The sequence below is a fragment of the Arthrobacter sp. NPDC057259 genome, assembly GCF_042668995.1.
Classification (GTDB): Bacteria; Actinomycetota; Actinomycetes; order Actinomycetales; family Micrococcaceae; genus Arthrobacter.
The window spans coordinates 485,998-508,541 of the sequence record NZ_JBHUYA010000001.1 but is presented as its reverse complement, the minus strand read 5'-3'; the positions used below and the strand labels follow the sequence as shown (position 1 = coordinate 508,541).

Sequence of the window (22,544 nt, the reverse complement as noted above, 5' to 3'; positions counted from 1 at the left end):
CTACAGGTTACCGAGGCGGTCCCGCAGCTTGGCGAAGACCCCGCCGCTGGCGGCCAGCTTGCCCTCGGTGAACTGCTCGCCGCGGAGCTTGGCCAGCTGGCGCATGAGATCCTCCTGGGCGGCGTCGAGCTTGGCGGGGGTCTCCACCTGCAGGTGCACCTTGAGGTCGCCGCGGCCGTAGCCGCGCAGGTGGGTGACGCCGAGGCCGCGCAGGGTGATGACCTCGCCGGACTGGGTGCCGCTCTTGACGTCGATTTCCTGCTGCCCGTCGAAGGTGTCCAGGGTCAGCTCGGTGCCAAGGGCCGCGGCCGTCATCGGAATGGTGAGGCTGGCGTGCAGGTCGTCGCCCTCGCGGACGAAGGTCGCGTCGTTGTTGACCCGGATCTCCACGTACAGGTCGCCGGAGGGGCCGCCCGCCGGGCCGGCCTCGCCCTGGCCGGAGAGCTGGATCCGGGTGCCGGTGGCGACGCCGGCGGGGACCTTGACGGTCAGCGACCGGCGGCTGCGGATCCGGCCCTGGCCGGCGCACTCGTTGCAGGGGTCCTTGATGACGGTGCCGAAGCCCTCGCAGCTGCCGCAGGGGGCGGTGGTCATGACCTGGCCCAGGATGGAGCGGACCGGGCGCTGGACCTGGCCGCTGCCGCCGCAGATGTCGCAGCGTTCGGGGTGGCTGCCCTCGCGGCAGCAGGAGCCCTCACAGGTGGGGCAGGTGACGGCGGTGTCCACCTCGAGCTTCTTGTTGACGCCGAAGACGGCGTCGCGCAGCTCGATCCGGACGCTGATCAGCGCGTCCTGGCCGCGGCGGACGCGGGAGGCCGGACCGCCGGCACCGGCGGCACCGCCGAAGAAGGTCTCGAAGATGTCCTGGAACGCGAAGCCCTGACCGGCGTAGCTGCCGCCGCCGAAGCCGTTGTCCGTGCCGTTCTCGTTGCCGGTGGTGTCGTAGACGCGGCGCTTCTGCGGGTCGGAGAGCACCTCGTAGGCGTGGGTGACCGCCTTGAAGCGCTCGGACGCGTCCTCGCCCGGGTTGACGTCCGGGTGCAGGGTCCGCGCGAGTTTGCGGTAGGCCTTCTTGATTTCCTCGCCGGTTGCTTCGCGGGAGACTCCAAGAACGTCGTAGTGGCTGCTCAAAGTGTGTATCTCTTCCTTTTTGTACTGCCGGTGCTGGGCGACAAGCCTGGTGGTGGATCCGGCCGGTCAGGGCCCGAGGATCCGTGAAAGGTAGCGGGCCACCGCGCGGACGGCGGCCATGGTGGTGGGGTAATCCATCCGGGTGGGGCCGAGGATGCCCACCTTGGCGGTGGCGTCGGGGCCGTACCCGGTGGCCACTACGGAAGCCTCGGAAAGCCCGTCGTAGGGGTTCTCCCGGCCGATGCTGACGGTCACGCCGCGGGGGTCCTCCGCCATGTCCGAGAGCAGCCGGAGCATGACCACCTGCTCCTCAAGGGCCTCGAGGACGGGACCGATGCTCAGCGGGAAGTCAACGTTGGAGCGGGCCAGGTTGGCCGTGCCGGCCATCACCATCCGCTCCTCGCGGCTGCTGGCGGCCAGCGCCTCCAGTCCGCGGGCCAGCGCCTGGGCGGCGCCGCGGCGGGCGGGGGCGGTGCTGTCGACGACGTCGGGCAGGGTCTGCGGGAGCAGGCTCAACGGGGTGCCGCCGAGCCGGCCGAGGAAGATGCCCCGCAGTTCGGCGAGGGTCTCGTCGCCAAGGTCCTGGCCGACGTCGATGACGCGCTGTTCGACCTTACCGGTGTCCGCGATGAGCACGGTCAGCACCTTTCGCGGTGCCAGCAGCACGAACTCGATGTGCCGCACCCGGGCCCGGCTGAGCAGCGGGTACTGCACGACGGCCACCTGGTTGGTCAGTTGCGCCAACAGGCGCACGGTCCGGTCCAGGACGTCGTCGAGGTCTTCGGAGCCCTCCAGCAGGGCCTGGATGGCCCGCCGCTCCGCCGGGGACAGCGGCTTGACCGCGGAGATGCGGTCCACGAAGAGCCGGTAGCCCTTGTCCGTGGGGATCCGGCCGGCGCTGGTGTGCGGGGCGGTGATCAGCCCCTCGTCCTCCAGCGCGGCCATGTCGTTGCGGATCGTTGCGCTGGAGACGCCCAAGTGGTGGCGTTCCACCAGCGCCTTGGAGCCCACGGGTTCACGGGAATGGACGTAGTCCTCCACGATGGCGCGCAGCACTTCGAGTTTGCGTGGTTCGCTCACGCCGCACCTCCAATCGAGCCTCAACCGTCAACCGGCGCCCGCCGCCCGGAAGAACCCGGGGGTTAGCACTCGGCATGCCTCAGTGCTAACCAGTCTAATATGTCCGGCCGCGTTGTTAGCATTGGATTCGCTCCGGGCGTGACCGTGGCAAGCCGGGCGACTGCCCGGCGCGGCCGGCCACCACCCCGGCCCGACGCAGTCCCCCGTTGCAGTTCCGCCCCGATGCAAAGCAGTGTGTAACCGATGTCCTATCAGAACTGGGGCCCGCAGGACCTCACCGCCCCCGCCCCTTCCCAGCTGCCCGAGGTCCCGGTGCAGCGCGGCATGGTCCTCGAGGACGTGCAGTCCGGCTGGGTTGGTGCCGTCACCCGGGTGGAGAAGTCCGGCGGCATGCACGTGGTGGCCCTTGAGGACCGGCGCGGGAAGTCCCGGACTTTCCGACTCGGCTACGGCTTCCTCCTGGAGGGCCGGCCCATCCGGCTGATGCCGCCGGCACCCCGGGCGGCCGCAGGAGCGGCAGCCGGGACGCGCACGGCGTCCGGCTCGGTGCGCGTGGAGGGCCAGCGGGCGCAGGTGGCCAAGGCCAGCCGGATCTGGGTTGAGGGCAAGCACGACGCCGAACTGGTCGAGAAGGTCTGGGGCGACGATCTCCGGGTCGAGGGCATCGTCGTCGAGCCCCTGCACGGCATCGACGATCTCGCGGGCGCGGTCAGGGACTTCCGCCCGGGTCCCGGCCGCCGCCTCGGCGTCCTGGTGGACCACCTGGTGGCAGACTCCAAGGAGTCCCGGATCGCCGAGGCCGTCATGGCTTCCCCCGGAGCCCGCGGCAACGTCCTGATCGTCGGCCACCCCTACATCGACGTCTGGCAGGCTATCCGGCCGTCCGTGCTGGGCATCGAACGCTGGCCCGTGATCCCCCGCGGCGTGGACTGGAAGACCGGCATCCTGACCGCCTTCGGCTGGCCGCACAGCACCAAGGAGGACATCGGGTTGGGCTGGCAGAAACTCCTCGGCGCCGTCCGCAGCTACGCCGACCTGGAACCTTCGCTTCTGGGCCGGGTGGAGGAGGTCATCGACTTCCTCACCGCCCCGGAACAGTAGGGCCCGTCCGGCAAGGTGGCGGGCGTCGGCGCCCAAGCAAGTATTCTTGATACGGTGGCCGCCGCGTTGTGACGGTGGCCGCGCCCGCACAGGTACCAACGCTCCACCGCAATCCAAAGGACGAAACGTGGCAGAAGACGCACGCGAACACACGGACCCCCAGGCCGGTCACGGCCAGTCGCAGTACCATGGCGTTCCCGCAAATGCGCTTCCCCTGACCGCCAGCGAGGACCGTCAGTGGGCCACCCTGTCGCACTTCGGCGGCATCCTCGGCTGCATCCCGTCGCTGCTGATCTACCTGATCTTCAAGGATCGCGGACCTTTCACCGCCCAGGAGTCCAAGGAAGCGCTGAACTTCACCCTGCCGCCGACGATCGCGGCCGTGGTGGCCAACTTGCTGGTGTTCGTCCCCGTGGTGGGCAACCTGTTCGCGGTCCTGGCCACGGTCATCTGGATCGCGCTGGCCTGCTTCTCCGTGGCGGCCGGCATCCACGTCAACCGCGGCCAGCCGCACCGCTACGAGTTCAACCTGCGCTGGATCAAGTAGCGCCGGTTCCCACAACGTCAACGGGCACCCCGGGATTTCTCCCGGGGTGCCCGTTTTTGTCTGGTGTGCGCGGCTCGCTGGTCCGGCGGTGTCAGTCCGGCAGCAGCCGTCGGACGACGGCGTCGGCCAGGAGGCGGCCCTTCAGCGTGAGGACCAGCCGGCCGCGGAAGGCCTGTGCCGGTTCCACGAGTCCGTCGGCGATCAGTCCCGCGACGGCGTGCCGGCCGGTTTCCTCCAGCCCGCCCAGGCCGGGGATGTCCAGGCCCGAGACCAGCCGCGCCTCGAGCATGATGCGCTCGATATTGCGGGTCTCCGAGTCCAGGGTTTCCCGGCCCGCCGCCGGGGAGGCGCCGGAGTCCAGCCGGGCGGCGTAGGCGACGGGGTGCTTGACGTTCCACCAGCGGACGCCGCCGACGTGCGAGTGGGCCCCCGGACCGATCCCCCACCAGTCGTCGCCGCGCCAGTAGGCGAGGTTGTGGCGGCAAGCCTGCTCCGGTGTCGCCGCCCAGTTGCTGACCTCGTACCAGCCCAGCCCGGCGGCGGAAATGAGCTCGTCGGCCAGTTCGTACTTGGCCGCGTGGTCGTCGTCGTCGATTCCCGGGACCTCGCCGCGGCGGATCTGGGCGGCGAGCTTGGTGCCCTCCTCGACGATCAGGGCGTAGGCGCTGATGTGGTCCGGGCGGTAGGACAGGGCCGTCTCCAGTGAATGGCGCCAGTCCTCCAGCGACTCACCGGGTGTGCCGTAGATCAGGTCGAGGCTGACGGCCAGGCCGGCCTCGCGGGCCCACTCCACCACCAGGGGCACCCGGCTGGGCGTGTGGGTCCGGTCCAGGACCTTGAGCACGTGCGGCACGGCGGACTGCATCCCGAAGGACACCCTGGTGAAGCCGGCGTCGGCCAGAAGCTGAAGGGACTCGCGGGTCACCGAGTCCGGGTTCGCCTCGGTGGTCACCTCGGCGCCGGGGGCAAGGCCCCAGGTGTCAACGGCGGCGCGCAGGATGCGGGCCAGGTCTTCCCCAGGGAGGAGGGTGGGGGTGCCGCCGCCGAAGAAGACGGTGCTGAGCGGACGCTCCGGCAACCCGGAATCGGCCAGGGCGCGGGCCGCGAATCCGACCTCCGCGACGGCGGTGTCGGCGTAGGCATCCTGGGACGCCCCGCCGCCGAGTTCCGTGGCGGTGTAGGTGTTGAAGTCGCAGTAGCCGCAGCGCACCGCGCAGAACGGGATGTGAACGTAGAGCCCGAAGGCCCGGCCCCCGGCGCCCTCCAGCGCCTGGGCGGGCAGCAGCCCGTCCGACGGCGCGGGGTCGCCGAGGGGTAGTGCGCTTGGCATGGTTACTTCTTGGCCTTGTCCTTGGATTCTTCCGTGGTCAGGGCGGCGATGAACGCCTCCTGCGGTACCTCGACGCGGCCCACCATCTTCATGCGCTTCTTGCCTTCCTTCTGCTTCTCGAGCAGTTTGCGCTTTCGGGTGATGTCACCGCCGTAGCACTTCGCGAGCACGTCCTTGCGGATGGCACGGATGCTCTCGCGGGCGATGATGCGGGACCCGATGGCGGCCTGGATGGGCACCTCGAACTGCTGCCGCGGGATCAGTTCGCGCAACTTGCCGGTCATCATCACACCGTAGGCGTAGGCCTTGTCCCGGTGGGTGATGGCGCTGAATGCGTCCACCTGCTCGCCCTGGAGCATGATGTCGACCTTGACCAGGTCGGCGACCTGGTCGCCGTCGGCCTTCCAGTCCAGCGAGCCGTAGCCGCGGGTGCGGGACTTGAGGATGTCGAAGAAGTCGAAGACGATCTCGGCCAGCGGGAGCCGGTAGCGGATCTCGACGCGGTCCTCGGAGAGGTAGTCCATGCCGCCCATGACGCCACGGCGGCTCTGGCAGAGCTCCATGATCGCGCCGACAAACTCGTTCGGCGCGAGGATCGTGGCGGAGACCATCGGCTCGCGGACCTCGGCGACCTTGCCCGTGGGGTATTCGCTGGGGTTGGTCACGTGGATGACCTTCTTGTCCTCCAGCGTCACCTCGTACTCGACGTTCGGGGCGGTGGAGATCAGGTCCAGGTTGTATTCGCGTTCCAGCCGTTCCCGGGTAATTTCCAGGTGCAGCAGGCCCAGGAAGCCCACGCGGAAGCCGAAGCCCAGCGCGGCGGAGGTCTCTGGCTCGTAGACCAGCGCGGCGTCGTTGAGCATCAGCTTCTCCAGCGCGTCGCGGAGGACCGGGTAGTCGGTGCCGTCCAGCGGGTACAGGCCGGAGAAGACCATGGGCTTGGCGTCCGCGTAGCCGGCCAGCGACTGCGTGGCGGGCTTGGCCATGTTGGTGACGGTGTCGCCTACCTTGGACTGGCGGACGTCCTTCACGCCGGTGATCAGGTAGCCCACCTCGCCGACGCCCAGGCCCTTGGACGGCGTGGGCTCCGGGGAGCTGACCCCGATCTCCAGCAGTTCGTGGGTGGCGCGGGTGGACATCATCTGGATGCGTTCGCGCGGGTGGAGCATGCCGTCGACAACACGGACGTAGGTCACCACGCCGCGGTAGGTGTCGTAGACCGAGTCGAAGATCATGGCCCGGGCGGGGGCATCGGGATCGCCGACGGGGGCGGGCAGGTCGCGGACAATCTTGTCCAGGAGGGCCTCGACGCCGGCGCCGGTCTTACCGGAAACCCGCAGCACGTCCTCCGGGTCGCCGCCGATCAGGTTCGCGAGCTCCTCGGCGTACTTCTCCGGCTGGGCGGCCGGCAGGTCGATCTTGTTCAGGACCGGAATGATGGTGAGGTTGTTCTCCATCGCAAGGTAGAGGTTGGCGAGGGTCTGCGCCTCAATGCCCTGCGCGGCGTCGACCAGCAGCACGGCACCCTCACAGGCGGCCAGGGACCGGGACACCTCGTAGGTGAAGTCGACGTGGCCGGGGGTGTCGATCATGTTCAGCGCGTAGCTGGTGCCCTCGAGCTCCCACGGCATCCGGACGGCCTGCGACTTGATGGTGATGCCGCGTTCCCGCTCGATGTCCATGCGGTCCAGGTATTGGGCCTTCATGTCACGGGACTGGACGATGCCGGTGAACTGGAGCATCCGGTCGGCGAGCGTGGACTTGCCGTGGTCAATGTGCGCAATGATGCAGAAGTTCCGGATGAGGGCCGGATCTGTTGCGGCAGGCACCGGGGCGGTGCGGGCCATGGGAGACACGCAGGGTCCTAACTCTTGGCTGAACTGGTGAAGGTTTTGTCCGCGGGCTGAACAGCCGGCGTCGCGCCGTGCTGCCGAAGGCCGCAATTCTCGTCTCCTTAGTCTCCCACGTCCGGGCGCGTGGGTCTGCATTCCGGCCCGTCCGAACCCGGCGCCGGTAGGGTTTGCCCATGGCATTGAACCTTCGCTCCCTCGGCAAGGCCGTCCGCGGCACGCTCCGCTTCCTTGGCATCGGTGGCGCGCCGGCCGCTCCCCCGGCACGGCGCCGCCCGGCCGGGACGTCGTCCGGTACGCGCCGCGGCGGACCTGTTCCCGGCTCCTATCCCGGGGACTTCCGCGGCAAGGCCACGGTCAGGTATGCGCCGAACGCCAACGGGGTGCCCGAGCCCGGGGAGATCGTCTGGACCTGGGTGCCGTTCGAGGAGGACCACAGCCAAGGCAAGGACCGCCCCGTGCTGCTGGTGGGAAGCAAGGGACGTTATCTCCTCGGCCTGATGCTCACCAGCAAGGACCACGACGGCGATCCGCGGCGGGCGGCGAACTACGTGGACATCGGCACGGGGCCCTGGGACCGTCAGTGGCGGCCCAGCGAGGCGCGGCTGGACCGAGTTCTGCAGATCGACCCGGCGGCCGTCCGCCGGGAGGGTGCCATTCTGGACGCCGGCAGGTTCCGCGGAGTGGCAACGGCGCTTCGCGACCGGCAGGGCTGGTCCTGACGGCCATCCGTCACCGGGCATCTCGTCATCAGGCGGGCGTTTCTGCTAATATTGACAGCTGTGTGTCCGTGCAGGTCGACGGCCACAGATGGTTGGTCGCCATAGGTATCCCCACGCCGCTCAGTCAATGGCCAATCTGAAAGCCCTCTAGACCATTTTCCGCATTGAAAAAGAGAGTTCACACGTGGCTAATATCAAGTCCCAGAAGAAGCGCATCCTGACCAACGAAAAGGCTCGCCTGCGCAACAACGCAGTCAAGTCCGAGCTGAAGACGGCCATCCGCGCCGTCAATACCGCCGTTGCGTCCGACGACAAGGATGCCGCATCTGCTGCACTGGTTTCCGCCAGCCGGAAGCTCGACAAGGCTGTCAGCAAGGGTGTTCTGCACAAGAACAACGCTGCAAACCGCAAGTCGGCGATCTCCAAAAAGGTCAACGCACTCTAAGGTTTTCCAGTTCAACTGAACTGATGATTGTGGCCGGCACCGCCAAGGTGCCGGCCACAGCCAGTTAACGCGGCTTTCGGGATCGCCGGGCCATGGCCTTGGCTATCCGGTGAGGCGGTCTGCCGTACTGGCTTTGAGGTCCGGCGCCGACCCTGCCGGACCTAGCGGCGGACGGAGCCGGCGATGACCGTGACGGCGTGTTCAACGGCGTAGACCGGGTCCCGGGACAGCCCCTTGACCTGCGCGTCCGCCTCGGCGGTGACCTGGATGGAGCGCACCAGCCCCTCCGGGGTCCACCGGCGGACGTCCCGCTGGGCCTGTTCCACCAGCCAGGGCTGCATGCCGAGTTGCTTGGCAATCTGGGCCGAGGAACCCTGGGCCCCGGCGACCTTGGCCAGTGACCGCAGTTTGGCCGCCAGGGCGGCGACGATCGGGACCGGGTCGGCCCCGGTATCCAGGGCATGGCGCAGAGTGGAAAGGGCGAGCGGGGCGTTGCCGGCCAGGGCGGCGTCGGCGACCTTGAACCCGGAGGCCTCAACCCGGCCGCCGTAGTAGCGGTCCACCATGTCGGCGTCGACGGCGGTGGTGGCGTCGGCGATCAGCTGGCTGCAGGCGGCGGCCAGCTCTGCCAGGCTCGCCCCGACGGCGTTGATCAGGGCCTGGACGGCGTCGGGTTCGATCCGTCGCGAGGCGGCCTTGAACTCTGTCATGACGAAGGCAATCTTCTCGGCGTCCTTCTTCAGCGGCTGGCAGTCGACCACCGGCCAGCCGCCGGCCTTGATGGCGTCGAGCAGCTTCTTGCCGCGGACTCCGCCGCCGTGCCGCATCACCATGACCGCGTCGGGTTCGGGCTCCGCCAAATACTTCAGGGCGTCGGCCAGGAACGCGTCGTTCATCGATTCCAGCGCCTCGACCTCGATCAGCTTTTGCTCACCGAAGAGGGACGGACTGACGTTCATGGCCAGCGCGCCGGGCTCGTAGGCGGCGGCGCTCATCCGGGTGACCTCGACGTCGGGGGCTGCCGCACGGACCAGTTGCCGCAGCCGGTCCATGGCGCGGGACGCCAGGTAATCCTCGGGACCGCCCACCAGCACCACGGGAGCAGGCGTCACGTCCCGCCAGGAGGCGGTGTTCGCGGTCGCGGCCTTGGTGCGTTGGTTCTGGGCAGCAGCCACTGGTGATTCCTCCGGAGGGTTGGTTTGCAGAGTCTAAGCGTCCCACGGCCTCGCCGGACGGCCAAGCCGCACGAGGGCCGCCAGGGGCGGTCCAGCGCCAGGGCCAGCCCCCGCACCGTCAGGCCGTGCATCGCGAGTGTGAGGCGCCAGGCACGCTCCGGGTGGCCGACCAGCCACGCGGCGCTAAAGGTGAGCAGGGACAGCAGCCCCATCGTGGCGGCACCGACTCCGCCCTCGGGCCATGGCAGCGCGGCTCCAGGGAGCCAGGCGAAGAAGCGGGCGACGGCCCCGACCCCAGCTGCAAAGATCCCAGCCACGGCCATCGGCACGGACGCGAGGGCCGGTGACACCGCGAACAGCGGTACGGCGGCCGTGCCCAGCAGCGTCACCGGTGCCACCAGGACGGCCGCAGCGAGGTTCGCCGCGAGGGCATACGTCGAAAAGCTCGGCTGCAGGAGGACGATGACCGGGCCGCAGAACAACTGGGCGGCGAACGGCACGGCGACACCGGCGGCGACGGCGCGGGGCACCGCGGCCGGAAACCACGCCATCACGGGCCGCCCGGCTGCGATGATGCCGAGGGTCGCGAGGACCGACAGCAGGAACCCGAAGTCATCCGCCAGCCCGGGGTTCATCAGGAGCAGCCCGATCACCGCCGTGCACAACAGGCTCAACGCCTGCCCGGACCGCCCCGCCGCGACCGCTGACAGCCCGACGGCACCCATGCAGGCGGCGCGCAGGACACTCGCATCCGGGCCCACGAGCGCCACGAACAGAGCCAGCCCGGCCAGCGTCAGCCCCGCGGCAACGGGACGGGGAAGCCGCAGGCTCCGCGCCCCGAGGAGGAGCGCTCCGAGCACCAGGCTGCAGTTGGCCCCGCTCACGGCGGTCAGATGCGTCATACCCACGGTCTTCATCGCCGCGGCCACTCCGGGATCCAGGGCGGAGGTGTCGCCCGTGACCATGCCGGGAAGCAGTCCGCGGGCGTCCCCGGGCAGTGTCCGGGCCGCGGCCGTGTAGCGGGCGCGCAGCCGGGACAGCGCCGCCTCCGGACCACCCCCGGTGCCGCCCGGTCCGGCCAGCGGAACCGGGGACGTGCTGGCGGAGAGCGTCCCCGCCTCGCTGCGCCCGGCCTCGGCGGCCCTGAGCTTCCCGGTGGCGCGGACCCTCTGGCCGGGTTCCACGCCGGCCCAGTCGTCCCCGCCGAGGACCGTCAGCGGGGTGGCCGTCCGGATGCGCTGGCCATCGTGAATGAGGGTGCGGAGGGTAACCACGACGGACCATCGCGCGGGGGCGCCGCGGCCAGACGGTGCGGCGAGGCGTTCCGGAGCGGCGGTGATGTCCAGTTCGGCAACCACCGACGCTCGGGCGGCGAAGGCTTCGGCGACGGCACCCTGCTGCCGTTCGGTGGCGGCGGCGCTGGCATGCGATCCGGCCCCGGCGGCGAGGGCGAGTCCCACGGCCAGGGTCGCCCTTACGCTTCGCCGGGCGTGGTCTTTCCCGCCCCGCTCGGCCGTCCGTCTCCGCATGAGCAGGAAGACGATGCCCGCGAGGAGCACGGCGCAGATAATGGCCTGATCGAGCGGCCGGATCCACGCGCCGGCCAGGGAGCTGGCCCAGACCAGCAATGCGGCCGGCACGAGGCGCAGGTCGCTCCGCCGCCGGGCTCCGCGGTCGGGCGGACCGTTCCGCGGGGCAGACACGTGACTCGACTGCCGGGTGTTCGACGTCCATGGGAGCCGGCCGGACAGCGTCTTCCCGAGGTGCGCCTCCAGCCGCCCCCTGATGCTGGCCGCCCGCCAGGAGCGTGCCAGACCGTCCGACGTCTTCCGCGTGCGCCTGTCCGTCAGCGCGCCTGTAGTGCCCGGCGACTCCTGCCGCGGCGCCAGGCTGGTGACCGCGGCGTCCCGATAGGTCTGCCAAGGACGTTGCTGGTGCCCGTGCGCCGGTTGCCGGTTTTCGAGTGGCATGTCAGACACGCACCAGCGGCAGCAGGGTCTCGAGGAGTTTTGGGCCGACGCCGTCCACGGCGTCGAGGTCCTCGACCCGGGTGAACCGGCCGTGTTGTTTGCGCCAGTCCACAATGCGCTGGGCGAGCACCGGGCCCACCCGCGGCAGTGTGGCGAGTTCCTCCGCGTCGGCGGTGTTGAGGTTGACCTTGGCGGTCCCGTTCCCTGAAGCCCCGGACCCGCTTCCGCTGCCGCCACCTGTCCCGCCGGACCCGACGGAGGACCCGCCTCCCTCCCCCGACGCCCCGCCCTGCGAATCCTGCGCCTCGGGGCTGCCCCGTTGGGGCACGACGATTTTTTGGCCGTCCTCCACGGCCGCGGCCAGGTTCAGCCGGTCCAAGTCCGCGGTGGGCGCGGCCCCGCCGGCGGCAGCGATTGCCTCATGGAGCCGGCTGCCCGCCGGCAGTGTGAGCACCCCCGGCCGGATGACGGCGCCCGTGACGTGCACGACGACCCGCTCGGCCGGAGCGGCGGGCGCAGTCTCCACGGCCGCGGCAGTTGTTGACGTCTCACTCAGGGGCACGACCTGCGGAGCGGAGCCGGCGGCCCGCCACCAGAACCAGCCGCCGAGCAGCACCGCAACCACGGCAAGCAGGACGGCGGCCCCGCGGGCCGTTCGCCAGCGCACCACGGGCGGCGCAAACTCCGGCATCCCGCCGTCCGGCCGGGCGTCAGGGGACGAATCGAGGGGATCCAGCAGGGGCGCGTCGTCTGCGGACCCCTCCGCAGACGTGTTTTCGGACGGCCCTAGGCTGGCGGCCCAACGATGCCGGGCCGCGAGGGGACCCGGAAGGGTCGAAGTCGGGGAACGGCGCGGCATGCGTCCACGCTAGGTGCCAGCGCAACTCTGCCGATAGGCGCCGGCGGGCCTATGTGGACAGCTGGCCCTGCTAAGAACCGGCCGGCGGACCGCTCGGGGCGGAGGACGCCGCCGGGGATGGTACCGGGGTACTGCTCTCCCCCACCACCACGGCCAGCACCCCCAGCCCTGCGTGGGCCGCGAGGACGGCCGGCAGCGAACTGATCTGTGCGGGCGGGCAGCCGGGCAGCCGGTCCGCCAGCCGGGCTGCCAGCTGTTCGGCCTCGGCAGGGTTCCCGAAGTGGTGCACGGCGAGCCGCGCTTCACCGGCGGGCCGGGACAGGGCGTCGTCGGCCGCGATTTCCTCCAGCCGCGCCACCGCCCGGGCCGCGGACCGGACGCGTTCCAACGGGACGATCCTGCCGTCCTCAACCGCCAGGATCGGCTTGATCGAGAGCATGGTTCCCCAGAGGGACGCGGCCGCTCCGATCCGTCCCCCGCGGCGCAGCTGCTCCAGGCTGGGGACGTAGAAGTACACCTTGGCCCGGGCCAGGCGGGCCTCGGCGAAGCCGCGCACAGCCGCGGCGTCCAGCCCGTCGGCCGCGGCCACGACGGCGCTCTGCACGCCCATTCCCTCGGCCATGCCGGCGGTGCGGGAGTCCAGCACCTCCACCGGAATGTCCACCCGCGCGGCCGCCAGCCGGGCCGAGTCCGCGGTGCCCGAGAGCTCGGCAGAGAGATGGATGGACAGCACGGCTTCGAACCCGCGGGCGGCGGCCTCGCGGTAGGCGCGTTCGAACTGACCCGGCGACGGACGCGAGGTGCGGACCGCCACACCCCCGGCCAGCGCCACGGCGATGGTTTCGGCAATGTCGTCCTCGCCCTCACCATAGATTTCCTCGCCCACCATGACCGGCATGGGCACCACGGTCAGGCGCCCGTCGGAGGTAAAGTCGCGCACCCAGTCGGCGGGGAGGGCCGCTGCGGAATCGGTCACCACCGCGGTCCGGACAACGGGGACCACGGCCAGTTCGGCGGCATCCGGCCGGGTGGCGCGGCGCAGCCGCAACAAGCGTTCCCGCAGCCAGGGCCAGCCCGGCGGCTCACGGTCAGGCACGAAACACCCCCTGGAATGTGGACCGGCCGCCGGCGAAAGCGCCGACGGCCGGTGACAGCATAGCTCGGTCCGGCTAGGCCGGAACGATGTTGACCAGTTTGGGGGCCCGCACGATCACGGTGCGGATCCCCCGGCCGTCCATGGCGCGCTGGACGTTTTCCGAGGCCAGCGCCAGTTCGCGCAACTCATCCTCAGAGATCTCCGGGGAGACCTCCAGCCGGTCGCGGACCTTGCCCTGCACCTGGACCACGGCAGTGACCGTGTCCTGGACCAGCAGGGCCGGGTCGTGGGCCGGCCAGCCGGCGTTGGCAACGGATGCCGGGTGTCCCAGGACGTTCCACAGGTCTTCGGCCGTGTACGGGGCGAAGAGGCTGAGGATCACCGCGACGGCCTCGACGGCCTCACGGACGGCGGGATCCGCGCCGCCCGGACCGGCGTCGATCGTCTTGCGGGTGGCGTTGACCAGCTCCATCAGCTTCGCCACGACGACGTTGAACTTGTTCGCGTCCAGCAGCGCCTGGGCGTCGGCGATGGTGCGGTGCGTGACGGCACGCAGCGCCCGGTCACCGGCGGCGAAGTCGACGCCGGGCTCGCTCGTGACGTCCTGGCCGAGCCGCCAGGCGCGGGCCAGGAACTTCGCGGAGCCCGACGGCGAGACATCCGCCCAGTCGACGTCGTCCTCCGGCGGGGAGGCGAAGATCATGGTCAGGCGGACGGCATCGACGCCGTACTTGTCCAGCTGTTCGCCCAGGTCCACGCCGTTGCCGAGGGACTTGCTCATGGCCTTGCCGCCGTTGAGGACCTGGCCCTGGTTCAGCAGCGCCCGGAAGGGCTCGTCGGCCTCGATCAGGCCCATGTCGTGGATGACCTTGGTGAAGAAGCGGGCGTAGAGCAGGTGCAGGATGGCGTGCTCGACGCCGCCAACGTACTGGCCCACGGGCATCCAGTCGTTGATCTTCGCGGGATCGAAGGGGCCCTCGGTGTACTGCGGCGAAACGAACCGCAGGAAGTACCAGGAGGAGTCCACGAAGGTGTCCATGGTGTCCGTGTCGCGCTTTGCCGGGCCGTGGCAGGAGGGGCAGTCCACGTTGACCCAGGCCTCGGCGGCGGCCAGCGGGGAGGTGCCCTTCGGGGACAGGTCCTCGCCGCGGAGGTCATCGGGCAGGGTGACCGGCAGCTGGTCGTCCGGGACCGGGACCTCGCCGCAGTCGGGGCAGTGAATGATCGGGATGGGGGCGCCCCAGAACCGCTGACGGCTCAGCAGCCAGTCACGCAGGCGGAAGTTCACGAACTTCTCGCCGGTTCCCAGCTTCTCCAGGATGGTGATGGCGGCGGGAATGGCCTCGGCCTTGGGCAGGCCGTTCAGCTCGCCGGAGTTGATCAGGGTGCCCTCGCCGGCGGTGGCGGTGCCGGAGACGGCGGGGTCCTCCTCGCCGGTGTCCAGGACGGCCCGGACCGGCAGGTCGAAGGTCTTCGCGAAGTCCAGGTCGCGCTGGTCGTGGGCGGGCACGGCCATGATGGCACCGGTGCCGTAGTCGGCCAGGACGTAATCGGCAGCCCAGACCGGCAGCTTCTCCCCGGTCAGCGGGTTGATGGCGTAGCGGCCGGTGAAAACACCGGTCTTTTCACGTTCGGTGGACTGGCGTTCGATCTCGGAGAGGCCCTTGACCTGCTCGCGGTAGGCGTCCAGGGCCGCGGCGTGTTCCTCGGTGACCAGTTCGACGGCGATCGGCGCGTCTGCGGCGACCACGAAGAACGTCGCGCCGTACAGGGTGTCCGGGCGCGTGGTGAAGACGGTGACGTCCTTGGCGGGCTTGCCGCCGTCGGCCTCGACGACGAAGGTAACGTGGGCGCCCTCGGAGCGGCCGATCCAGTTCTTCTGCATGGCCAGGACCCGCTCGGGCCAGTGGCCGCGCAGTTCCTCCATGTCGTCCAGCAGCCGGTCCGCGTAGTCGGTGATCTTGAAGTACCACTGGTTCAGGGACTTCTTGGTCACGGCGGTGCCGCAGCGTTCACAGGCGCCGTTGACCACCTGTTCGTTGGCCAGCACGGTCTGGTCCTTGGGGCACCAGTTCACCGGGGAGTTCTTGCGGTACGCCAGGCCGCGCTCGTAGAAGCGCTTGAACAGCCACTGGGTCCAGCGGTAGTACTCCGGGTCGGAGGTGTGCAGCCGGCGGGACCAGTCGGCGGAGATCGCGTACCGCTTGAAGGACGCGGCCTGCGTGTCGATGTTGGCGTAGGTCCACTCGCTGGGGTGGGCGTTGCGCTTAATGGCGGCATTCTCGGCGGGCAGGCCGAAGGAGTCCCAGCCGATCGGGTGCAGCACGTCGAAGCCCTGCTGGCGCAGGTAGCGGGCGACGACGTCGCCCATCGCGAAGGCTTCGGCATGGCCCATGTGCAGGTCGCCGGAGGGGTAGGGGAACATGTCCAGCACGTAGCGGCGTTCCTTGGAGCCGTCGTCGAGCGGGGTGAAGACCTTGAGGTCCTCCCAGACCTGCGGCCACTTCGCCTCCATGGCGGCGAAATTGTAGGTGCCCTCCTCGGGGGCGGCACCTGCGACGGCTGCTGCTGTTCCGGTCTCTGTCTCCGGCTGAACGCTCACTGCTGGCCTCTTCTATTCTTTTCGATCTTGTCCGATCAGGACGGGTCGCGCCTGATCCTTCGGTCCCCTGCTCCGGGCCCGCACTTCGTCCCGGACACACAAAAGCCCCTCACACGGAGGGGCTGCCGCTCGACAATCCGGAAGGTCTAACCGGGATGCCGGGCGGCTAGCTAGGCAGGAGGATCGCACGCATACGACTACTTTAGCGCACCCGCACCCCGCCCCACCCGAGCCACGTCGATTCGAGCGGCTGAAGTACGGGCAGACAAAAAGGGGCCGGTGACTCCCCGCCATGGTGTGGTGGGCACCGCGAAGCGGGCGGGCGGGAGTCACCGGCCCCTTTTTGGGGCTCGGAAGGCTACTTCACGTCCTCGTCGACCCAGTCCATGGACTTGGTGACGGCCTTCTTCCAGAGGCGCATCTGGCGGTCGCGCTCGGCGTCGTCCATCTGCGGCTCCCAGCGCTTGTCCTCGGACCAGTTGGCCGAGCACTCGCCCAGGTCCTTCCAGAAGCCGACGGCGAGGCCGGCCGCGTAGGCTGCGCCCAGCGACGTGGTCTCGACGACCTTCGGTCGGATCACCGGCACGCCGAGGATGTCGGCCTGGAACTGCATCAGCGCGTCGTTGGCGACCATGCCGCCGTCGACCTTGAGCTCGCTCAGCGGCACGCCGGAGTCGGCGTTGACGGCGTCGAGCACCTCGCGGGTCTGGAAGGCGGTGGCCTCCAGAGCGGCCCGGGCGATGTGGTTCTTGTTCACGTACCGGGTCAGGCCGACGATCGCGCCGCGGGCATCGGAGCGCCAGTACGGGGCGAAGAGGCCGGAGAACGCCGGGACGATGTAAACCCCGCCGTTGTCCTCGACCGAGGCAGCCAGGGTCTCGACCTCGGGGGCGCTGCTGATCATGCCCAGGTTGTCGCGCAGCCACTGGACCAGCGAACCGGTCACGGCGATCGAGCCTTCCAGGGCGTAGTGCGGCTTGGCGTCGCCGAGCTTGTAGCCGACGGTGGTCAGCAGGCCGTTCTTGGAGTGGACGATCTCCTCACCGGTGTTGAAGATGAGGAAGCAGCCGGTGCCGTAGGTGTTCTTGGCCTCGCCGGCGTCGAACGCCGCCTGGCCGAACGTGGCGGCCTGCTGGTCGCCCAGGATGCCGGCGACCGGAACCTCGCGCAGCAGCTGGGAGGTGTGGACCGTGCCGTAGACCTCGGAGGAGGACTTGATGGCGGGCATCATGGACGCCGGGACGCCAAAGGCATCCAGGATTTCCTGGTCCCAGGAGAGGGTCTCGAGGTCCATGAACATGGTCCGGGAGGCGTTGGTCACGTCGGTGACGTGCACGCCGCCGTCGGTGCCGCCGGTGAGGTTCCAGAGCACCCAGCTGTCGGTGTTGCCGAAGACCAGGTCGCCGGCCTCGGCCTTGGCGCGGGCGCCGTCGACGTTGTCCAGGATCCACTTGATCTTGGTGCCGGAGAAGTAGGTCGCCAGCGGCAGGCCCACCTTCTGCTTGAAGCGGTCCGGGCCGCCGTCCTTGGCCAGCTCATCCACGATCGACTGGGTGCGGGTGTCCTGCCAGACGATCGCGTTGTAGACCGCCTTGCCGGTGGTCTTGTCCCAGACGACGGCGGTTTCGCGCTGGTTGGTGATGCCGACGGCGGCGATGTCGTGGCGGGTCAGGTTGGCCTTGGAGAGGGCGGAGGCGATGACCTCGCGGGTGTTGTTCCAGATCTCCGCGGGGTCGTGTTCCACCCAGCCGGCCTGCGGGAAGATCTGCTCGTGCTCCATCTGGCCGGTGGAGACGATGTTGCCGCTGTGGTCGAACACGATGGCGCGGGTGCTGGTGGTTCCCTGGTCAATGGCGATTACGTACTGGTTCACGTTGACGTCCTTGTCTGTATTGCCTGGCGGTTGAAGGTAATGCGTACGGGGGTGTTCGGGTCAGGAAGCGGCAGCGGTGGCGATGATCGGCACGATGGCCGCCACGATGCCGGCGAGGCCGCCGCCGACCAGCGGACCCACGACCGGGATCCAGGAGTAGCTCCAGTCCGAGGAGCCCTTGCCCTTGATCGGGAGCAGCGCGTGGGCGATGCGGGGGCCGAGGTCACGGGCGGGGTTGATGGCGTAGCCGGTGGGGCCGCCGAGGGAGACGCCGATGCCGACCACCAGGAGGGCGACGGCCAGCGGGCCGAGGCCGGAGGGGGTTCCGCCGAAGGTCAGGATGACGAAGACCAGGACGAAGGTGCCGATGATCTCGGTGATCAGGTTCCAGGGGGTGGAGCGGATGGCGGGGCCGGTGGAGAACACACCCAGCTTGCTGGCGGGTTCGGGCTCGGCGTCGAAGTGCTGCTTGTGGGCCAGCCACATGACGACGGCGCCCAGGAATGCGCCGAGCAGCTCGCCACCGAAGTAGGTCAGGGTTGAGCCGAAGTCGACGGCGACGCCGGGTGCGTACTCCTTCTTGCCGTTGAGCAGCAGTCCGAAGGTCACGGCCGGGTTCAGGTGCGCGCCGGACTTGACGGCCACGAAGACACCGGCGAAGACGGCAATGCCCCAGCCCCAGGTGACCATCAGGAACCCGCCGTTGTTGCCCTTGGTGCCTTTGAGCGCGACGTTGGCCACAACGCCGCAACCCAGCAGGGTCAGCATTGCGGTACCGAATACTTCGGACAGGAAAACTATTCCAAGAGACATCTTTGACTCCTCTATTTTCTGTTGTCGTCCCTCGCGGGTGGAGGGGACGTGTGGCCGGCAGCGGTTTCACGCTGCCGGCCGGCAACTGCCTTCGGGCCCGTCGGGCCCTGGTGGCAGCCTTCGCGGCCGGGGGAAAAGTGCCCCCGGCCGCTCAAGTGTTAGGCAACCAGGCTGTGGACCTGGACGCCGTGGAAGCGTTCCAGCACCTCCTGGGCGTGGGTGATTTCGGCGCTGCGGGTGGCGGCGTCCCAGCCCAGCGGGCCGGACAGGACGTCGGCGACCTCGTTGAGCAGTTCGCCGGTGACCAGGCCGCGGAACGCCAGCGAGGTGCGGCGGATCAGCACGTCGATCAGGTGGCCGATCTGCTCGTTGCGGGCCATGAACTCCAGCTCGCGGACGCTCAGCTCACGGGTGGAGCGCAGCATCCGGTCCTCACCGGCGTCGAGGAACTCCATGACTGCCTCGGCGCGGGTGCCGTAGCGGGTGAGCAGGCCGGCGGTCCGGTCCGCGTCGCGGCCGGAGGCCATGTGGGCCTTGATCCAGCGCTGCACGCCTTCCTCGGACTCGGGGAAGCCGGCGCCGCCGCCGATCGCCATCTTGGCGGTGGAGACCTTGCGGCTGCGTCCCAGTTCGGCCAGCACGTCGTTGCTGAGGTGCTCGGCAAGGGCGCGGAACGTGGTCCACTTGCCGCCGACGAGGCTCAGCACCACCGGGCTGCCGTTGCCGCCGCGGCGTTCGATGCGGTAGTCGCGGCTGACGAACCCGGGCTGGGTTTCGTCGTGGCGCGGCAGGGGGCGGACGCCGGAGAAGGTGTAGACGATCTGCTCGCGGCTGACCGGCAGGTCCGGGAAGACGTGGCCGATCAGGTCGAAGAAGTAGTCGATCTCGGCGTCTGTGCAGACGGCGTCCTCGGCCATGTCGGCGTCGATGTCGGTGGTGCCGACCAGGACGCGGTCACCCATCGGGTAGATCAGCACGATGCGGCCGTCGGTGTGCTCGAAGAAGATCTCGCGGCCCTGGCAGGCCTCGAGCAGTTCCGGGTGGTCCAGCACGATGTGCGAGCCCTTGGTGCCGCCCATGAACTTCGACGCGGCGCCCATGGCCTCGTTGGTGAGGTCCACCCAGGCACCGGTGGTGTTGACCACGACGTCGGCGGTGAAGTCGAAGACCTCGCCGGTCAGTTCGTCACGGAGCTGCACGGAACCGGACTTGCCGTCGGCCGCCGTGCCCATCGAGACCAGGGAGAGGTAGTTGCTGGCGCGGGCGCCGTTGCCGCCCGCCTCGCCGGCCTTCTCGCCGTCCTGGAGCACGTCCAGGGTGAGGCGCTCCGGGTTGTGCACGGAGGCGTCGAAGTAGGTCGCGGCGTACTTGATGCCGGGGTGGAGGCGGGGCAGCTCGGCCAGGGCGTTCTTCCGGCCGCGGAACTGGTGCCGGGGCACGGTGCCGCCGTCGCGGGAGAAGAAGTCGTACATGGTCAGGCCGGCCTTGATCAGGAAGGCGCCGCGCTCGGTGTGCTTGCCCTGCTTGTGGGTGAGGAACCGCAGCGGTGCGGCGAGGATGCCGGAGAAGGTGCTGAAGATCGGGATGGTGGTCTGCAGCGGTTTGACGTAGTGCGGGGCGATCCGCAGCAGGCGGTTGCGTTCGACCACGGACTCCTGCACCAGGCGGAACTCGCCGTTTTCGAGGTAGCGGATGCCGCCGTGGATCATGTGCGAGGAGGCGCCGCTGGCCCCCTGGCAGAAGTCGCCGCGCTCGACGAGGGCGACGTCGACGCCCTGGAGCGCCAGGTCCCGGAACGTCCCGACTCCGTTGATGCCCCCGCCGATGATGAGTACCTGTGCGTGCGGACGGTCCCGCAATTGCTGCACCGATGTGCGCTGCTGACCGGGGGCCGGATGACCGGAACTGACCTTGTTTCCCAACACTGCTCCTTGGGGCTTGACGCTGCGCGGCGCGCCTCTGGCACGACGCCGTTCATGACTATTCTTTGGAGTAATGGAAAATGGAGTCAAGCACTATGCACAAACGTGCAGAAGGGAGCCGCAATGTCGCCGACGCGCCAGTCGGACGCCCTCCGGGCGGCCCAGTTGTACTACCTCCAGGACCTGACCATGGACGCGATCGCACGGGAGCTGCGGACCTCGCGTTCGACCGTCTCGCGGTTGCTCTCCGCGGCCCGGGAATCGGGCCTGGTGCAGATCCAAATCCGCAGCCCGCTGGACACCGGCCCCGAGCTCGCCAGCCGGATCAAGGCCGAATACAAGGTGGACGTCCACGTGGTTCCGGTGGTGGACACCCTGAACGAGGCGGAAACCCTTGACCGTGTGGCCATGCAGGCCGCGCGGACCATCGGCCCGCTCGTTGATTCGAACGCCATCATCGGTGTCGCGTGGGGATCCACGCTGAGCGCGGTCAGCCGCCACCTCACCCGGAAGATTACGCACGACAGCATCATCGTCCAGCTCAACGGCGCCGGAAACATGCAGACCACGGGCATCACCTACGCCTCGGACATCATGCGCCGCTTCGGCAGCGCCTACGGCGCGCGGGTGGAACAGTTCCCGGTGCCAGCGTTCTTCGACCACGCCGCCACCAAGCAGGCCATGTGGAATGAGCGCAGCGTGCAGCGCATCCTTCAGCTGCAGGCGCGGATGAGCATCGCCATTTTCGGTGTCGGATCGGTCGACGCCGACTACCCCAGCCACGTCTACGCGGGCGGCTACCTCGACGAGGACGACCTCAGCGTCCTGGCCGGGTCCGACGTCGTGGGCGACGTAGCGACCGTGTTCTTCCGCGCGGACGGCTCCTCCGACGGCATCACCCTGAACGAACGCTCCACCGGGCCGGACCTGGCGCAGCTCCGGCAGGTCCGGCGGCGGATCTGCGTGGTCTCCGGCGCCTCCAAGATCAACGGACTGCGCGGCGCCCTGGCCGCGGGCCTCGCCACGGACCTGATCCTGGACGAGGCCAGTGCCCGGCGGCTGGTCAGCACCGAGGGGCTCGGCTAAGGCGGACGGAACGCCGGAGAGGCCGGGGTACTAGGTAGAGTCGTTGCTATGAGAATGACGCCGCGAGTGACGCTGAACAACGGTGTGCTGATGGACCGCCTGGGCTACGGGCTGTATAAGGTGCCGCCGGCCGATGCCGCCGGGCTGGTGACCATGGCACTGGAGGCCGGCTACCGGCACTTCGACACCGCCGCGATGTACGGCAACGAGACCGGCGTCGGCAAGGCTATTGGTGCGCTGGCAGCGTTCGACGGCGCCACCGGCGGCTCCGGGGAGCGGCACCCCCGGCTGACGCGTGAGGACCTCTTCGTCACCACGAAGCTGTGGAATGACGACCAGGGCTACGACGCGACGCTGCGGGCCTTCGACACCTCGATGGCCAAGCTGGGCCTCGAGTACCTCGACCTTTACCTGATCCACTGGCCCTGCCCCGGGCGTGGCCTCTACACGGACAGCTACCGGGCGCTGGAGACCCTCTACCGGGAGGGACGGGTCCGCGCGATCGGCGTGTCCAACTTCCAGCCGGCGCACCTTGACCGGCTGCTGCAGGGCGCCGAGGTGGTCCCCGCGGTGAACCAGATCGAGCTGCACCCGTGGCTGCAGCAGGCCGAACTGCGCGAACTTCACTCCTCCCTGGGGATCGTGACGGAAGCGTGGAGTCCGCTGGGCCGCGGCCAGGTCCTCGAGGACCCGGTGGTGACGGAGATCGCCACCGCCCACCGCCACTCCCCCGCGCAGGTCATCATCCGGTGGCACCTGCAACTGGGCAACGTGGTCATCCCGAAGGCCAGCTCCTACGCCCGGATCCACGAAAACCACGACGTCTTCGGGTTCGAGCTGACGACGGCGGACCTGGACGCTCTCGCCGGGCTGGAGCGCGGCTTCCGCACCGGGTCCAACCCGGACAACGTCAACTGACGCCCCGCCGCCCGCACCCCACCA

Annotated in this window: 18 protein-coding genes; 6 read left to right on the top strand and 12 right to left on the bottom strand. The window is 69.4% G+C overall.

What is annotated here, in order from left to right:
• Positions 1–1,131 (bottom strand): molecular chaperone DnaJ, encoded by a 1,131-nt coding sequence (gene dnaJ, locus ACFUCU_RS02430; protein WP_377970439.1) that lies wholly within the window; start codon positions 1,129–1,131, stop codon positions 1–3.
• Positions 1,132–1,197: 66 nt separating this feature from the next.
• The gene (gene hrcA, locus ACFUCU_RS02425) at positions 1,198–2,211 is read right to left on the bottom strand and encodes a heat-inducible transcriptional repressor HrcA (RefSeq protein WP_377970437.1); all 1,014 of its coding nucleotides are present in this window, start codon (positions 2,209–2,211) and stop codon (positions 1,198–1,200) included.
• Between the two features lie 243 nt (positions 2,212–2,454).
• Here hrcA and ACFUCU_RS02420 point away from each other — a divergent pair, with 243 nt between their 5' ends.
• Both ACFUCU_RS02420 and ACFUCU_RS02415 read left to right on the top strand, forming a co-directional pair.
• Positions 2,455–3,312: a DUF3097 domain-containing protein gene (locus ACFUCU_RS02420; protein ID WP_377970435.1), complete on the top strand. Its 858-nt coding sequence runs from the start codon at positions 2,455–2,457 to the stop codon at positions 3,310–3,312.
• Positions 3,313–3,439: 127 nt separating this feature from the next.
• Positions 3,440–3,859, top strand: coding sequence for a DUF4870 domain-containing protein (locus ACFUCU_RS02415; protein ID WP_290257778.1), 420 nt, complete (start codon positions 3,440–3,442; stop codon positions 3,857–3,859).
• 91 nt (positions 3,860–3,950) lie between these two features.
• Here ACFUCU_RS02415 and hemW read toward each other — a convergent pair whose 3' ends face one another.
• On the bottom strand, positions 3,951–5,189 hold the full coding sequence (hemW, locus tag ACFUCU_RS02410; protein WP_377970433.1) for a radical SAM family heme chaperone HemW: 1,239 nt from the start codon (positions 5,187–5,189) through the stop codon (positions 3,951–3,953).
• A gap of 2 nt (positions 5,190–5,191) precedes the next feature.
• On the bottom strand, positions 5,192–7,045 hold the full coding sequence (gene lepA, locus ACFUCU_RS02405; RefSeq protein ID WP_290257776.1) for a translation elongation factor 4: 1,854 nt from the start codon (positions 7,043–7,045) through the stop codon (positions 5,192–5,194).
• 170 nt (positions 7,046–7,215) lie between these two features.
• On the opposite strand from lepA, the gene ACFUCU_RS02400 reads away from it, so the two are divergent.
• On the top strand, positions 7,216–7,761 hold the full coding sequence (locus ACFUCU_RS02400; protein WP_290257775.1) for a type II toxin-antitoxin system PemK/MazF family toxin: 546 nt from the start codon (positions 7,216–7,218) through the stop codon (positions 7,759–7,761).
• 184 nt (positions 7,762–7,945) lie between these two features.
• The gene (gene rpsT / locus ACFUCU_RS02395; RefSeq protein WP_290257774.1) at positions 7,946–8,206 is read left to right on the top strand and encodes a 30S ribosomal protein S20; all 261 of its coding nucleotides are present in this window, start codon (positions 7,946–7,948) and stop codon (positions 8,204–8,206) included.
• 161 nt (positions 8,207–8,367) lie between these two features.
• On the opposite strand, the gene holA is transcribed toward rpsT, so the two are convergent.
• The 8 genes from holA to ACFUCU_RS02355 all read right to left on the bottom strand — a co-directional run bounded on the left by holA (position 8,368) and on the right by ACFUCU_RS02355 (position 20,516).
• Entirely contained in the window at positions 8,368–9,381 is a 1,014-nt protein-coding gene (gene holA / locus ACFUCU_RS02390; RefSeq protein ID WP_377970430.1) for a DNA polymerase III subunit delta, read from the bottom strand.
• The gene (locus tag ACFUCU_RS02385; protein ID WP_377970428.1) at positions 9,315–11,021 is read right to left on the bottom strand and encodes a ComEC/Rec2 family competence protein; all 1,707 of its coding nucleotides are present in this window, start codon (positions 11,019–11,021) and stop codon (positions 9,315–9,317) included. Before ACFUCU_RS02385 ends, holA begins: the two co-directional genes overlap by 67 nt.
• Before the next feature lie 331 nt (positions 11,022–11,352).
• On the bottom strand, positions 11,353–12,021 hold the full coding sequence (locus ACFUCU_RS02380) for a ComEA family DNA-binding protein (protein WP_377970426.1): 669 nt from the start codon (positions 12,019–12,021) through the stop codon (positions 11,353–11,355).
• Between the two features lie 259 nt (positions 12,022–12,280).
• The gene (locus ACFUCU_RS02375) at positions 12,281–13,306 is read right to left on the bottom strand and encodes a DegV family protein (RefSeq protein ID WP_377970424.1); all 1,026 of its coding nucleotides are present in this window, start codon (positions 13,304–13,306) and stop codon (positions 12,281–12,283) included.
• A gap of 73 nt (positions 13,307–13,379) precedes the next feature.
• Positions 13,380–15,908 carry a leucine--tRNA ligase gene (gene leuS, locus ACFUCU_RS02370; RefSeq protein ID WP_377970423.1) on the bottom strand — a complete coding sequence of 843 codons (2,529 nt, stop codon included), beginning with the start codon at positions 15,906–15,908 and terminating at the stop codon, positions 13,380–13,382.
• 358 nt (positions 15,909–16,266) lie between these two features.
• The gene (gene glpK, locus ACFUCU_RS02365) at positions 16,267–17,781 is read right to left on the bottom strand and encodes a glycerol kinase GlpK (protein WP_377970421.1); all 1,515 of its coding nucleotides are present in this window, start codon (positions 17,779–17,781) and stop codon (positions 16,267–16,269) included.
• A 60-nt stretch (positions 17,782–17,841) separates the two neighbouring features.
• On the bottom strand, positions 17,842–18,594 hold the full coding sequence (locus ACFUCU_RS02360; RefSeq protein WP_290257767.1) for an MIP/aquaporin family protein: 753 nt from the start codon (positions 18,592–18,594) through the stop codon (positions 17,842–17,844).
• Positions 18,595–18,752: 158 nt separating this feature from the next.
• Entirely contained in the window at positions 18,753–20,516 is a 1,764-nt protein-coding gene (locus ACFUCU_RS02355) for a glycerol-3-phosphate dehydrogenase/oxidase (protein ID WP_377970419.1), read from the bottom strand.
• Between the two features lie 123 nt (positions 20,517–20,639).
• Between ACFUCU_RS02355 and ACFUCU_RS02350 the strand changes: the two genes are divergently transcribed.
• The gene (locus tag ACFUCU_RS02350; RefSeq protein ID WP_290257766.1) at positions 20,640–21,602 is read left to right on the top strand and encodes a sugar-binding transcriptional regulator; all 963 of its coding nucleotides are present in this window, start codon (positions 20,640–20,642) and stop codon (positions 21,600–21,602) included.
• Between the two features lie 48 nt (positions 21,603–21,650).
• Positions 21,651–22,520 carry an aldo/keto reductase gene (locus ACFUCU_RS02345; RefSeq protein ID WP_377970417.1) on the top strand — a complete coding sequence of 290 codons (870 nt, stop codon included), beginning with the start codon at positions 21,651–21,653 and terminating at the stop codon, positions 22,518–22,520.
• Positions 22,521–22,544: the final 24 nt, after the last annotated feature.

Bases quoted from the DNA above. Each gene is read 5' to 3' on its own strand.
- ACFUCU_RS02420 (WP_377970435.1), top strand. From the start codon at position 2,455: ATGTCCTATCAGAACTGGGGCCCGCAGGACCTCACCGCCCCCGCCCCT.
- hemW (WP_377970433.1), bottom strand. From the start codon at position 5,189: ATGCCAAGCGCACTACCCCTCGGCGACCCCGCGCCGTCGGACGGGCTG.
- ACFUCU_RS02400 (WP_290257775.1), top strand. From the start codon at position 7,216: ATGGCATTGAACCTTCGCTCCCTCGGCAAGGCCGTCCGCGGCACGCTC.
- ACFUCU_RS02360 (WP_290257767.1), bottom strand. From the start codon at position 18,594: ATGTCTCTTGGAATAGTTTTCCTGTCCGAAGTATTCGGTACCGCAATG.
- ACFUCU_RS02350 (WP_290257766.1), top strand. From the start codon at position 20,640: ATGTCGCCGACGCGCCAGTCGGACGCCCTCCGGGCGGCCCAGTTGTAC.
- ACFUCU_RS02345 (WP_377970417.1), top strand. From the start codon at position 21,651: ATGAGAATGACGCCGCGAGTGACGCTGAACAACGGTGTGCTGATGGAC.